Below are 14,201 nucleotides of genomic sequence, written 5' to 3'. Positions count from 1 at the left end.
TGCTATGTTATAATCTGATTATAAATAGGTCAGTCGTACTTATTATAGAGGTTATAAATACAATGCAATTAGACACAAATAATCATTCGGTATTCATGCTGCACTATCATCTTATCATGTGCGTAAAATATCGGAACAAGGTAATCGATGACGAGATTTCTATACGTCTGAAAGAAATATTTGTGAGGATCGCTCCTACATATAACATAACATTGGAAGAATGGAATCATGATGTCGATCATGTTCATATTCTTTTTAGAGGACAGCCAAATACAGAGATCAGTAAATTTATCAATGCCTATAAATCTGCAAGCAGCCGTATCATAAAGAAAGAATTTCCTATGATACGTAAATCTCTTTGGAAAGAGATGTTTTGGTCACAAAGTTTTTGTTTGCTGACTACAGGAGAAGCTGCTGTAGACATTATTAGGCAATACATTCAATCTCAGGGTAAGAAAGATGGCAAACAGGGCAGTTAAGTATCGGATATATCCTACAACGGAACAAAAGATCATGTTTGCAAAAACCTTTGGCTGCTGCCGCAAGGTTTATAATCTCATGCTCGCAGATAAGGTGGAAGGTTATAAAGCAACTGGTAAATTCCCAACGGTTACACCGGCAAAGTATAAGAAAGATTATCCATATCTCAAGGAAGTCGATAGTCTTGCTCTCGCCAATAAGCAGCTGGATCTGCAGGCAGCTTTTCACAATGCTTTTAGCAAAACCCGTAAGAAGAAAAATGGTTTTCCAAAGTTCAAATCCAAAAAACATAGCCGAAAATCTTATACGACAAACAACCAGAAAGGTACGGTTGCGATTATAGATAACAGGTATATCAAACTTCCAAAGGTTGGTAAAATCAAAGCTGTGATCCACCGTATTCCTGATAGCAGATGGATCATAAAATCTGCTACGGTTTTCCAGGAATCAGATGGAAAATTCTATACTTCTGTTCTTTTTGAATTTGAGCTGGTCGAAAACGATTATATAGCCGACAAGACAAATGCGATCGGACTTGATTATGCGTCGGATGGCTTATATGTAGACAACAATGGTATTGTCGGCTCAAACCACAAATACTATCGTGAAAGTCACAGAAAGCTGGCAAAGGAACAGCGTAAGCTATCACGAAAAGCAGGTTCTAAAAAGAATGAGATAAAGTCGAATAATTATCTCAAACAACTCCGTAAGGTGAATAAGGTTCATAGACATATTGCTAATCAGCGGATGGATCATCTACACAAAATATCTACTAAGATAGTCAATCAGTATGATGTTGTTTGTGTGGAGACATTGAATATGCGATCTATGGCAAATCATGGGTTCGGTAACGGAAAAGCCACTCTCGACAATGGATATGGAATGTTTCTTTCGATGCTTGAATACAAGCTGTCTGATAGAAATAAGTGTCTTGTCAAAGTAGATAAGTGGTTTCCTTCCTCGCAGCGATGTCATTGTTGCGGTAAGATCCATCCGGAGATGAAAAGTTTGCAGACACGTATCATAAAATGCGATTGTGGGCTCACTATGAGCCGTGACCAGAATGCAGCAATCAATATCCTGCATGAGGGATTACGATTACTTGCTGAAACAGCCTAAACAAAATATATAGTAGGGATGGAATAGCCCGAACTTATACGCCTGTAGACATTGTGTAAGACATTGAGTTACGTATCATCGTAGCCAACGCAGTAGTGGTTGAAGCAGGAAGCTCCGACTTCTATAAGTCGGAGTAGTTCACAGGTATTGCACCGGCGCACCGGGAGGTCTGCTGTACATCCGGGAAATGCACTTCGCAATACAGATGAAGGGCATATCAGTCTGCATCTGTCGCTGATCAATGCTATTTATATTATTTATGAGTTATGAGTTTATGAGATTTATGCTATTTGTGCGTTTATGAGGGAGAGAGAATGAGAGGGAAGAATCAGAAGCAGCGGGAAACTACGGTGGATATCGACTATGCCGAGCAGTCGGTGCCGGTTGATCGGAGACAGAGCTTTATTACAATGTTCATGATTATGCTCGGTTTTACTTTTTTCTCGGCGAGCATGTGGGTCGGGCAGGAGATGGCGAAAGGTCTGGATTTTTACGGCTTTCTCGGCTCGCTGTTTCTCGGAGGAGCTATCCTTGCCGTGTACACGGGCCTTCTGGGATATGTCGGAGCTAAGACCGGAATGAGTCTGGATCTGATGAGCCGCCGTGCCTTCGGACTGAAGGGAAGTTATCTTCCATCGGCGATGATCAGCTTCACCCAGATCGGCTGGTTCGGTGTCGGTGTCGCGATGTTTGCCATCCCGGTGGCAAATGAGCTGCTCGGCGGGAGCAGACTTGCGGAGTGGATTCTAGTGCTCGTGGCCGGCGCGTGCATGACTTCTTCGGCGTACTTTGGAATAAAGTCTCTGACAATCGTCAGCTATATAGCGGTTCCGCTTGTGGCAATTCTCGGAACAGTGGCTATGATTCTCGCGGTTCAGAGAGGCGACGGGACTCTGATCAGCCAGTTCGCAAAGTCAAGCGGTACGCTCACCGTGATCGGAGGAGCGGGGATGGTGATCGGATCCTTTGTATCCGGTGGAACAGCTACGCCGAACTTTTCAAGGTTCGCCAGAAATGCCCGGCAGGGTGTCGTTACTACGGTTGTCGCCTTCTTCATCGGGAACTCACTGATGTTCTTCTTCGGCGCGGTTTCTTCCATTTATGTGGGAGGAAATGATATCTTCGAAGTAATGATCAACCTGAATCTGTTTTATCTGGCTGTTCTTGTCCTTGGACTGAATATCTGGACAACGAATGACAATGCGCTTTACTCCGCCGGCCTTGGCCTCGCGAACATCTTCGGCCAGAAGAAAAAACCGATGGTTCTGATCTCCGGCGTCATCGGAACGGTGACCGCCGTATGGCTCTACTGGAATTTTACGCACTGGCTCAATATCCTGAACTGCACCCTTCCGCCGATCGGAGTGATCCTGATTCTGGACTATTTCCTGCACAGAAAAAACTACACCGATGATTTCCGGGATTTCCAGACCGTTAACTGGTTCTCCGTCATCGGTGTTGTCGCGGGAGCGCTGGGAGCAAATATCATCACCGCGGGTATTCCGTCGATCACCGGAATGGCGGTGGCGGCGATTATCTATCTGATCGGATACTTTACCTCGGGGAAGAGCAGGGCATAGGCATTATTGCTGAAGCATTTCCAGATATTTTTCTGCTGATTCCGGCCGCTGTGTATTCCGGATGATCCCGGCGTATACAGGTTCGGAAAAGCCTGCCTTCCGGTACAGAGAAGTGCCTTCCAGTGATACGCACGCAGACATATAATCCTGGCGCTGAAAAATATCACGGGTGTGCTGATCCATGAGGACGACGTCCAGCTTTTTATCTGTGATCATAGCCAGGAGCTTCATCTGGGATGCGTAGGAGTATTCATAAGATGCTCCGCCGTCCGCAGCTGAACCTGTGTAAGGCACTCCGCTATCCGTGCCGGAAGCTGTGTAAGTCGCTCTGCCATCCGTGCCGGAACCTGTGCTTCCATCCTGAGTGCTGTCCTCCGGATCGGCAGCGATCAGAAGATTACGTTCATACTTTACCGTCCCGCCGGAAAAATCTTCCGGTTCCATCTGCAGGAACTGATCGGTGAGGGGGTCGAGGATGCTGTCGTCCGCCTGAACATTCACAAGCGCGACGGAGAGAACGGTTTTCTTTCTGGTGAGGACTGATGTAAGCGAATAGATCAGAATTCCTCCCGCGATGATCAGGAGGATAAAAAACCATTTGTAATAATCCCAGAGGTAAGTGATTCTCTGTCTGCGATCCATACCGCGCAATGTTTCTCTGAGTTTCATTTTTCCTCCCGGTGAAAAATATTATCCTGATGTGTGGCGTCGGCGTCCCCGGATCTGTTTCCGGGGACGTTTTCTGCATTTTCGCTGTCTGAGACCCCGTCCGGATTTTCGAGCTTTCGAAATACCGGTTTCAGAAGGTAAGAACAAAGAAAGGCAGCAAAGCCCTCGCCGAGAAAGATGACCGGCGTAAAATAGCGGATGGCGATAAAGTATATCGCGAAATGAATGGCAGCCATTACGATCGTGCAGACGGGATAGCGGATCCCGATCATAAACGCGTTCTTCAGGGTGCCCTTCCAGGAATTATCGTAGCGCGAAAGGAGCGGAAACGCGTACAGAACGATAATCGCGAACACAATCAGAAATACAATATACAGACCGAAGCCGATCATGAACAGAGGAGAGGTTATCGCGCGCTGACGATAGAAACGGCCGGAGAAGAAGAAGGCAATCGCAATCGGAATGATCAGACAGGACAATTTGGTTCCCTCGCGAAAATTCTGGCGGAAGGAGTGAAAAAAATCCTGAAGAAGAGAGATTCCGGAATCATTGACAAGCTTAAGCGTGCAGTAGTAGAGTGCGCTGGTCGACGCTCCAAGCGTGAAGAGCGGCAGACTGCACAGAATCCATAACAGGTTCAGAAGTATGCAGTCAAGCAGTTTTCCGAGAAAATTCATGACTGGGTTATACGGATTGATGAAATGATTCATTCGTGATCCTCCTGTCTTCCCTCTGTTGATTCTCTGAGTATCAGATTGGTCTCGCAGCTGCAGGTGCGGTAATTCAGTGCCGGATTCTGAATCCGGGACAGAATCAGGTCAGTGGCGGAGAAACCCATGATCTGACTGTGTATATGCACGGTCGAAAGCTTCGGCGTCACCAGAAGGGACTCCGCGGAGTCGTCGAAGCCCAGAATCATGACATCCTCCGGGACACTGAGATCCAGATGATTCAGCGCGTGCATCAGATCAATTGCCACAAAGTCATTGGCGCAGATAAAAACGCGCGGTATTTTCCGGAATTCCTTCAGCTTTCTGTAGAAGTAACCTTCCGCAGGACTCATTCCGGCGGAAGCGGAGGCGGGATCCGGCTTCTCTGTGATGCACCATTCTTCATGGATTGGAAGGGAACACAGGTACATGCTGTTCCGGTATGCCATGAATCTCTCGAAAAAGGAACGGCAATGCATGGCCTCTCCCGCAAATCCTATGTCACATATTCCGCGCTTCTTCATAAGGTGAATGAACTGACTGATGCCTTCATTATTGTTCATGGTGAGAATGTCGGCGGGAAGCGGGTCTGCACCGGGGTCGGCAGGGGCATCAACGAAAAGAACCGGGACACCGGACTGGCAGATAAATCTCGCGTAGGACGCGTCAAAAACTTCAATACATATAATTGCCGCGCAGTTTTCAAGGCGCAGAGAGGCGGGCAGTCTCTGGGCTGCAATATCTTCTGCTCTGGCGAAATGCATAGTCATGGAGTATCCGCGCTTGGATATTTCCATCTGAAATTTATCCAGCATCATTGCGGAGAAGTGAGAGCCGTTCAAGAACCAGGTGGTGATCAGTGCAATTTCATTTTTAGCGGGAGCGGGCGGGGTAAGACTGTTCTGTACCGCGTCGAGATCAAGGTAGGAAAACTGCTTATATCCCATTTCAATTGCCCGCGCGAGAATCTTCTGACGGGTGCTGTCCGCGAGGACTCCGGTGTTATTGATTGCCTTGGAGACGGTATTCCTTGATAATCCAAGCGAATCCGCAATGTCCTGAATTGTGACTCTGTTTTCCATATATTATCAACCTCTTTTACTCGTCTATTGAGCCTCCGGTCAATGGGAGGGGTAATTCATCTGCAGTGCTGTTCTCAATTTCTGTTTGTCTGCAGTTTTGTTCCCGATTTCTGGCTTTCTATCGTTATCTTCTCTGTCAGCTGCGTTCAATGTTTCTGTTATAGTGCGTGCACTGTTGCTGTCTTTCTACAATATAATATAATGCACTTATAATAATTTGTCAAATGTAAAAACAAATATGTTACATAATGCCTGTTAACGTTGTCGGAAAAGCAGATCTGTATTACCTGAATATTTACGCAAAAAAAACAGAGGGGCTTGTCCGGCAGACAGCCTGACATATCGGGCAATTCTGAGGGCATATCCTGAATTTTGTGATCTGCATCCTGTTTTTTGCGTGTCCTTCCTGGTTCTGAGACAGGCATCCGGAAATGTTCACAGTTTTGGTTGTTCATTCTTGTATAAGTTTTACAAAAAGCTCATTTTCCGACGCAGAAGTAGTGCAAATGCACATTTTACAATTGACAAATGACCACCCGAGAATTATATTGAACAACGAAGACAGAGCGATAAAACAATATAGAGTGACCGGACAACAGAACAACGAGTCGACAGAACAACCGGACAACAAAGTAACCGTCAACAGAGCAACCGGACAACAATATGGTGAGACAGCAGGGTGACAGATCAGCAAGGCATCTGACATGCAATGATTTATGAGGAGGTATGGAAGCATGGAGGAAAAGGCAAGAAAAAAAGGAAGAGGGCTCCTGTATTTCAGGCAGCACTGGCAGCTTTATGTGATTTTTCTCGGACCGGCATTTCTGCTTACACTGATTTTCAAGTATGCGCCCATGGGAGGCATACTGATCGCGTTTCAGAATTTCAACCCGATCAAGGGAATCTTTGGAAGCCAGTGGGTGGGCATGAAGTATTTCAAGAGATTCCTGGAGTCTCCGGATTTCATCCGCTATCTGGTAAATACACTGAAGCTGAGTGTATACGGATTGCTCTGGGGATTCCCGATTCCGATCATCCTGGCGTTATTCCTGAATCAGATCAAACGCACGGGCATCCGGAAGAAGATTCAGACGGTTCTGTATATGCCGAACTTCGTGTCGGTCATCGTACTTTGTGGTATGGTCCGTATCCTTCTTTCTGTAACGGGACCGGTAAACGGCCTGCTCCACACAAGCATCAATTTCATGACCATACCCGAGGCGTTCCGTCCGATCTACATCATTTCCGGAATATGGCAGGGAGCCGGATGGGCTTCCATCATGTACACGGCGGCATTGTCCAATGCAAGCCAGGAGCTGCGTGAGGCAGCGGCTCTGGATGGAGCAAATATCTGGCAGCAGATCCGCGTGGTAGACTGGCCGGCAATCAAGGACATGGTTGTGATCCAGTTCATTCTTCAGGCAGGAAATATCATGAGCATCGGATTTGAGAAGGCTTATGCGCTGCAGACGGATATGAACCTGAAATCTGCGGAGATCATCGCAACCTATGTGTACAAGAAGGGACTTCTCGACGGAGACTACAGCTTCTCTACAGCAGTAGGTCTGTTCAATACGATCATTAATGTCATACTTCTGATCGCGGTCAATAAGATCGTGGAGAAGATGAATGACGGACAGGGAATATGAGGAGGAAAAAGCAATGGCGGAAATCAACGCAGCGGTCAGAAGGCATCCGTTTTCCAGATACGGGAAATCTGACAAAGCCTTTATCATTATAAGCAGACTGTTTCTTGCAATTTTTGTAATTGCGATTATCGTTCCGATGATCTACATTGTGATCGCGTCCTTTATGGATCCGGTGACCCTTCAGAATCAGGGCATCACCTTCAACTTCAAGAAGTGGACGGTGACAGCGTATCAGAGGGTGCTGACCAATAAGCAGATCTGGATCGGTTTCCTGAACGCGGTCATCTATTCCGTGGCTTTCACCGTGATCTCGGTTGCGGTCACCATGCTTGCGGCATACCCGATGTCCCGGAAGGACCTGAAGGGAAGAGGATTCTTCAACGTGATCTTTGTCATCACGATGTTCTTTGGAGGCGGACTGATTCCTACCTACCTGGTAATCAGCGACCTCGGACTACTGGACACGATCTGGGCGGTCATTCTTCCGGGTGCGTTTTCCGTATGGAACATGATCATTGCCAGAACCTACTATCAGGGCATTCCGAAGGAGCTGAGAGAGGCTGCTGCTGTAGACGGCGCCAATGAGGTGCAGTATTTCTTCCGGATTCTTCTTCCGGTCTGCAAGCCGCTGATTGCCGTCCTGGTTCTCTGGCAGTTTGTTGCCATGTGGAACAGTTATTTTGACGCAATGATTTATATCAATACGGCATCCAAGCAGCCGCTGCAGCTTGTGCTTCGCGCGATCCTGATTCAGAATCAGCCGCAGTCGGGAATGATCGCGGATATTCAGAGCACCGCGGCAAGAGCACAGCTTGGAGAACTGTTAAAATATGCAACCATTATTATTTCGTCGCTGCCGCTGATCGTCATGTATCCGTTCTTCCAGAAATATTTTGACGCGGGTATCATGGTCGGTTCGGTAAAGGGTTGATATTGAGATAGGGTTACAGCAGAATCTGCGGAAAGGCTGAGAAATGTTTAAAAAGTGGATGAAAAAAATATGTGCCGCATCACTTGCTGCGGCCATCGCGGCGACATCGCTGACCGGCTGCGGTGAATTGTTTTTTGGATATAAAGAGGCAAGAAATAAGCCGGAAGAGCCGGCTTCCTATACCTTCCCGCTCAAGGAGAAGGAAACGATCAGCGGTATGACCAGCTATCCGAGTGCCACAGAATCGGATCCGAATAAGAGAGCGATCTTCGAGAGACTGGAGAAACAGACAAACGTACATGTAAACTGGAAGGCAATCTCATCCGATCAATGGTCAGATAAGATCTCGCTTCAGATGAGCAATTATTCTACACTTCCGGATTTCATTTTTACCGCGGGATTTTCAGACAGTGATCTTCTTCGTTATGGAACGCAGGGCGTCATCATCCCGCTGGAGGACTATATCGACAAGTATATGCCGAATCTGAAGAAGGTCTTCGACGAATATCCGGAATACCGTTCGATGTGTACCGATGAGAACGGCCATATCTGGGCGCTTCCCTGGATCGAGCAGCTCGGCGAGGGCAAGGAAGCCATTCAGACCATCGGTGATATGAGTTATATCAATAAGAAATGGCTGGACTACCTTGGACTGAAGATGCCGACGACGGTGGATGAATTTGAGGAGGTTCTGAAAGCGTTTCATGATCACTCCAAGGATCTTCAGGAACATTTCAATATTAAGGGAAGTATCATTCCCATGTCATTCATCATCAATGACGGGGATCAGGATCCGGCGATTCTGATTAACGGATTTGGAGAGGGATACGGCGATGGAGACAGAGGGCGCCATATTGCGGTCACGGACGACAAGAAGGTGATCTGCTCCGCGACGCAGTCCGGTTACCGCAAGGGAATCGAATGGCTGCATAAGCTTTATAAGGAAGGACTGATCGATCCGGAGTGCTTCACGCAGGAATGGTCCACTTACGTATCCAAGGGAAAATCCGGAAGATACGGAGTATGCTTTTCCTGGGATATCGCCAATATCGATAATCTGAAGGACTGGGAGCCGCTGCCGGCTCTGACCGCGGACACCAGGAATATCACGCCGCAGAACGGCTCGTACACAAGTGGATTTGACCGCGGAAGATGTGTGGTTACCGCTCTGGCGAAGAAGCCTGCTCTTGTCTGCAGCTGGCTGGATCAGATGTATGCGCCGATGCAGTCTCCGCAGAACAACTGGGGAACCTACGGCAAGAAGGGTGAGTTCCACATTTTTGAGATGTCGAAGAATGCAGACGGACAGCCGATGCTGAAGCACATGGATCTCGGCGATCATTCTCCGGTAGAGGTCAGAGAGGCAGAATGTGTCGGCGGACCGCTTGCGGTGCTGAATGATTACTATGGCAAGTATGTAACCTGTCCCGCGGACGCGCAGTACCGTCTGGACTGGATCAAGAACATCTACACGCCGGATATGCACGGAAAGTACGTATACCCGAACCTGTTCATGAATCAGGAGGATACCGAGCATCTTTCGAACCTTACAGCGGATATCACCACTGAGATCAACGCCAGAAAATCCGACTGGATCATGAACGGTGTGACTGACAGCGAGTGGAATTCGTATCTGAAGAAGCTGGATGCCTACGGTTTAAAGCAGTATCTGGGAATTTTCCAGAAATATCTGGATCGCTATGATCTGGATCAGTAAGCAGGACAGATAATGGCAGAAAGTATGACCGCAAATACCGGCGCAGAGAAGCAGTATTGAGAATCCGGGTGGAACTTCATCAAATGAGAATCGGAAAATGGTATCGTTATTATGGTGATGAACATCAGGAAATCATATTGTTATAATGGTGATGAACATCAGAAAACCATATCGTTATCATGAAAATGAAATCCGGGAATCACCGGAGAAACGAAACAGAGTATGAAAGGAAGCAGATTGATGTACAGATCAGACGAACTTCTTAAGGCAAGAATTACAGAACAGTTATATGAAAAGAAGATCCGTCCGGAGGAGAGACCGGCGTTTCATCTCACTCCAAGAGTCGGGTGGATGAATGACCCGAACGGATTTTCATGGTATCAGGGTGAATACCACATGTTTTATCAGTACAATCCTTATGATACACAGTGGGGCCCGATGCACTGGGGACATGCGGTGACAAAGGATCTGATCCGCTGGGAGAACAGACCCTGTGCGCTTGCGCCGGACACATTTCCGGACCGGGAAGCGGGATGCTTTTCAGGAGACGCTGCAGAACTTCCGGACGGTAGGCATCTTCTGATGTATACCGGATGCCGCCGGGAGAAGCACCTCGATGGAACCATCTGCGATGTGCAGACACAGAATCTTGCCATCGGCGACGGCGTGGATTATCAGAAATATCCCGGCAATCCGGTTCTTTCCGAGCTGGATTTGCCGGAAGGCGCGAGCCGTATTGATTTTCGTGATCCGAAAATCTGGCGGGAGTCCGACGGGTCCTGGAGGTGTGTAGTCGCGAACCGGGCGGAGGATGAGACAGGGCAGCTTCTGCTCTTCACAAGCCTGGACGCGTTTCACTGGTCGTATCTGTCAAAGCTGGCAGTAAATCACGGACGGTTCGGAAGAATGTGGGAGTGCCCGGATTATTTTGTGCTTGATGGCAAAAGCGTGATTCTGATGAGCCCGCAGGATATGGAGCCGGATAGCCTTGGATTCCATGCAGGCAACAATGTGCTCTGCATGATCGGCCATCTCGATGAGGAAGATGAGAACGGGTGTTTCCGGGAGGAATTTGTTCATCCGGTTGATGATGGAATCGATTTTTACGCGACCCAGACGGTGCTCTCGCCGGACGGGAGGAGGATTCTCACCGGCTGGATGCAGAGCTGGGATACCGTGCCTTATCGCGTGGACAACGCGAAGTGGTTTGGCCAGGTATCTCTTCCGCGAGAGCTGACGATCCGTGATGGACGGCTGATTCAGAGACCTGTTCGTGAGCTGGAACAGTACAGGACGGACAAGGCCGAGAGACGGAATGTCGCGGTTGACGACAGCCGGGTCTTCGCAGATCCTGCGCTTTCGGGAAGAATAGCGGACCTGATTTTTGAGATCCGTCCGGAGGAGGATTGCCGGGAGGTAGAAATTCGTTTCGCGGAGGGCGGCAGTCATTATTGCTCTGTTACTTATCGTTCGCAGGATCAGACCCTCACAATAGACCGCTCTCATTCCGGGGTGATCCGGGATGTACTTCATTCAAGAACGGCGAAGGTATCCGCGGCAGACGGAAGTCTGAAGCTGAGGATGATTCTGGACCGGTACAGTGCGGAAATCTTCGTGAATGACGGAGAAACGGTGATGAGCATGACGCATTACGCAGATCCGGAGGCAGCGGGAATCTCGGTCCGTGCGCGCGGAGAAGCGGCTGTGGATATCACGAGGTATCTTCTGAATATTTAATGACCTTCTTGACAGCTGCGGAAACGGAACCTATTCTGAATTTGTTGACACTTTACGATTCAGGAGGTTGAGCATGGATATTGCAGTGAGATATTATTCAAGATCGGGCAACACAAGGGCTGCGGCGGAGGCAATCGCAAAGGCCGCAGGGACGGAGGCGGTTTCGGCAGACGCACCGGATGCGGCACTTCCAGGAACAGTGGATATCCTGTTTGTCGGCGGCGCACTCTATGCCTACGGCATTGACAGAAAGCTGACGGAATATCTGCGCAGCCTGAAGAAGGAAGAGGTCAGGAAAGCGGTTATCTTCTCCACTTCCTGGGTATCAAAGCATGCAATCGAACTCATTCGGAAGGAACTGGAGGCGAAGGAAATTCCCGTAGAGGATCGGACATTTTATTTCCGCGGCAAGCCAGGAGAAAAGCAGCTGAGAGAGGCGGAGACTTTCGCAAAGCAGTTTCTTGCCTGAGGCAGCGATGAACAGACGGCGCATGATGACTTCATGCGCCGTCCGTAATTTACGCGAACAGTGAGCCGCAGCCGAATACAAAGTATTCGTGTGCGGCGAGCGTCGCGATAGCGAGATAAAACTCGCGCAGCGTGTTTTATCTCGTTTACGCGAACGGTGAGCCGCAGCCGAATGCGAAGTATTTGTGTGCGGCGAGCGTCGTGATAGCGAGATAAAACTTGCGCAGCGTGTTTATCTCGTTTTCCGGGCGATGGAACAGGCATGATTGACAGCCCGGCGCGCTGCATGATTGATTGTCCGGAACAGTGGAGGAATTCTATGGAAAAAGAGGGATGCAACAGAGAAAACTGTGAATTTCGGGAACGGAACAAATTCTGCATTTCCGAAGTGCGGATGTTCCGGGGACTGTCTCCGGAAATTCAGCAAAGACTGGTTAATCATTCGGTCCATCATACCTATCCTGCAGACGTGCGTATCGTATCCGAGAATGACAGCATTGATTCTATCATCATCATACGCAGGGGAAAGGTGAAAATATCGAGGACGGATGTCATGGGGGAGGAACATATCCTGGATGTCCTTCATGACGGCCAGAGTGTGTGGCACGGCATCTTTTTGAAGGAGCACCGGTATAATTATGATGTGGTAGCTCTGGAAGAGGTGAAGACCTGTGAGATCCCTCGGTCGGTCATCATGCGGATGATCACTGAAAATCCTCAGATATCGTTCAATATGATTGAGGTTCTTGCCAGTGATATCACTGACGCGGAGGATAAGATCTTCGTCCTTTCCATTCGTGAGCCTCGTCAGAGGGTAGCTGCTTTTCTGCTGCGAAGGGAGCGAAAATGCCTTGGAGATGTGATCAATTTGAAGCTGGATGACATTGCGTCCTCGGTCAATCTGCGGCCGGAAACGGTCAGCCGGAACATTTCGTTTCTGGAGAAGGAAGGAATGGTGAAAAGGCTGGGCCGCGGGTGTCTGAAGGTGATAGATCATAAGAAACTGCGGGAATATACCGAAAAAACAGGTTGAAAATCAGGCCAAAAAATGTGTTAAAGTAATAGCTTAAATTTGATTATAATCAAGGAGTTGTCTGCCATATTCTGTTACGATCAGCTTGTCACAGGGAGCTGACAGATGGCAGATCACAGAACCGTCTGACACGGAAAGCTGAGGAACGGAGGAATACGGAGCCGTTCGTGACAGCCTCTGTGACAGGCGGTTTTTCTTTTGCGTTTTCAAAGGAGGCAGAACATGATCAGGGGAAGAATTCATTCGATAGAGACATTTGGCTCGGTAGACGGGCCCGGCGTCCGTTTCGTAATTTTTCTGCAGGGATGTGCGATGCGGTGTAAATTCTGTCACAACGCAGATACCTGGAAGCTTCAGTCCGATGATCTGAGAAGCGCGGATGAGCTTATTGATCAGGCGTTAAGATATCGTCCTTACTGGGGCGATGAGGGCGGAATCACGGTGTCCGGCGGAGAGCCTCTTCTCCAGATCGACTTTGTCACGGAGCTGTTCCGGAAGGCAAAGGAAAAAGGAATTCACACGGTCATTGACACAGCGGGACAGCCATTCACGAGCGAGGGCGAATGGTTCGAAAAATTCAGAAATCTGATGCAATATACAGATCTGCTTCTTGTGGATATCAAGGAGATGGATCCGGAAAAACACCGGAAGCTGACAGGCGTCAGGAATGAGAACATCCTGTCCATGATCCGCTATCTGAATGAAATCGGGAAGCCCGTGTGGATCCGCCAGGTACTTGTCCCCGGCTGGACCGACGCGTCGGAGGATCTGAAAAAGGAGCGGGAGTTCCTGAACGGACTGAGTAATGTTCAGAAGGTAGAGGTACTGCCGTATCACACGATGGGCGCCTACAAGTGGGAACTGCTCGGTATTCCGTATGCGCTGGAGGGGGTTAAGAGTCCCACGGCGCAGCAGGTGAGAGCAGCGGAAAACATTCTCGGTGCCGGTGAGCATCCGCAGACTTCCGGTGAAAAGAGCGCGTAAGGCGCAGGAAGGATTTTCAGCAGCACAGTTAACAGTTGTAAA

Annotated in this window: 13 protein-coding genes; 10 read left to right on the top strand and 3 right to left on the bottom strand. The window is 48.6% G+C overall.

From position 1 onward, the window contains the following. Positions 1 to 62 precede the first annotated feature (62 nt). From tnpA to codB, 3 genes are all read left to right on the top strand, one after another. Complete coding sequence (gene tnpA / locus ACTQZS_RS03980; protein ID WP_441474691.1) at positions 63 to 479, top strand: IS200/IS605 family transposase; 417 nt, start codon at positions 63 to 65, stop codon at positions 477 to 479. Beyond that, on the top strand, positions 460 to 1,599 hold the full coding sequence (locus tag ACTQZS_RS03975) for an RNA-guided endonuclease TnpB family protein (protein WP_441474690.1): 1,140 nt from the start codon (positions 460 to 462) through the stop codon (positions 1,597 to 1,599). Before tnpA ends, ACTQZS_RS03975 begins: the two co-directional genes overlap by 20 nt. Before the next feature lie 314 nt (positions 1,600 to 1,913). Beyond that, positions 1,914 to 3,179: a cytosine permease gene (gene codB, locus ACTQZS_RS03970; protein ID WP_441474689.1), complete on the top strand. Its 1,266-nt coding sequence runs from the start codon at positions 1,914 to 1,916 to the stop codon at positions 3,177 to 3,179. Positions 3,180 to 3,182: 3 nt separating this feature from the next. Here the strand turns inward: codB and ACTQZS_RS03965 are convergent, their stop codons facing one another. Genes ACTQZS_RS03965 through ACTQZS_RS03955 form a run of 3 tightly spaced genes read right to left on the bottom strand, consistent with a single transcriptional unit; the run spans position 3,183 to position 5,640 of the window. Beyond that, entirely contained in the window at positions 3,183 to 3,848 is a 666-nt protein-coding gene (locus ACTQZS_RS03965; RefSeq protein WP_441474688.1) for a hypothetical protein, read from the bottom strand. Beyond that, entirely contained in the window at positions 3,845 to 4,558 is a 714-nt protein-coding gene (locus ACTQZS_RS03960) for a YesL family protein (RefSeq protein ID WP_441474687.1), read from the bottom strand. The genes ACTQZS_RS03965 and ACTQZS_RS03960 overlap by 4 nt, the downstream gene beginning before the upstream one ends. Continuing rightward, complete coding sequence (locus ACTQZS_RS03955; protein WP_441474686.1) at positions 4,555 to 5,640, bottom strand: LacI family DNA-binding transcriptional regulator; 1,086 nt, start codon at positions 5,638 to 5,640, stop codon at positions 4,555 to 4,557. The genes ACTQZS_RS03960 and ACTQZS_RS03955 overlap by 4 nt, the downstream gene beginning before the upstream one ends. Positions 5,641 to 6,374: 734 nt before the next feature. On the opposite strand from ACTQZS_RS03955, the gene ACTQZS_RS03950 reads away from it, so the two are divergent. From ACTQZS_RS03950 to pflA, 7 genes are all read left to right on the top strand, one after another. Continuing rightward, complete coding sequence (locus ACTQZS_RS03950) at positions 6,375 to 7,289, top strand: ABC transporter permease (protein ID WP_441474685.1); 915 nt, start codon at positions 6,375 to 6,377, stop codon at positions 7,287 to 7,289. Positions 7,290 to 7,302: 13 nt separating this feature from the next. Further along, the gene (locus ACTQZS_RS03945; RefSeq protein WP_441474747.1) at positions 7,303 to 8,220 is read left to right on the top strand and encodes a carbohydrate ABC transporter permease; all 918 of its coding nucleotides are present in this window, start codon (positions 7,303 to 7,305) and stop codon (positions 8,218 to 8,220) included. 43 nt (positions 8,221 to 8,263) lie between these two features. Beyond that, a complete protein-coding gene (locus ACTQZS_RS03940; protein ID WP_441474684.1) occupies positions 8,264 to 9,937 on the top strand; it encodes an extracellular solute-binding protein in 1,674 nt (557 codons plus the stop codon). A gap of 240 nt (positions 9,938 to 10,177) precedes the next feature. Continuing rightward, a complete protein-coding gene (locus ACTQZS_RS03935; RefSeq protein ID WP_441474683.1) occupies positions 10,178 to 11,674 on the top strand; it encodes a glycoside hydrolase family 32 protein in 1,497 nt (498 codons plus the stop codon). Between the two features lie 73 nt (positions 11,675 to 11,747). After that, positions 11,748 to 12,143, top strand: coding sequence for a flavodoxin domain-containing protein (locus ACTQZS_RS03930; RefSeq protein WP_441474682.1), 396 nt, complete (start codon positions 11,748 to 11,750; stop codon positions 12,141 to 12,143). Positions 12,144 to 12,461: 318 nt separating this feature from the next. Continuing rightward, positions 12,462 to 13,175 carry a Crp/Fnr family transcriptional regulator gene (locus ACTQZS_RS03925; RefSeq protein ID WP_441474681.1) on the top strand — a complete coding sequence of 238 codons (714 nt, stop codon included), beginning with the start codon at positions 12,462 to 12,464 and terminating at the stop codon, positions 13,173 to 13,175. Positions 13,176 to 13,397: 222 nt separating this feature from the next. Then, a complete protein-coding gene (gene pflA, locus ACTQZS_RS03920; protein WP_441474680.1) occupies positions 13,398 to 14,159 on the top strand; it encodes a pyruvate formate-lyase-activating protein in 762 nt (253 codons plus the stop codon). Positions 14,160 to 14,201: the final 42 nt, after the last annotated feature.

This window comes from Bilifractor sp. LCP19S3_H10 (genome assembly GCF_052119185.1).
In the GTDB taxonomy this organism is placed as follows: domain Bacteria; phylum Bacillota; class Clostridia; order Lachnospirales; family Lachnospiraceae; genus Bilifractor.
Note: the sequence above shows the minus strand (reverse complement) of the source record. Positions and strands in the feature narration are given on the sequence as shown.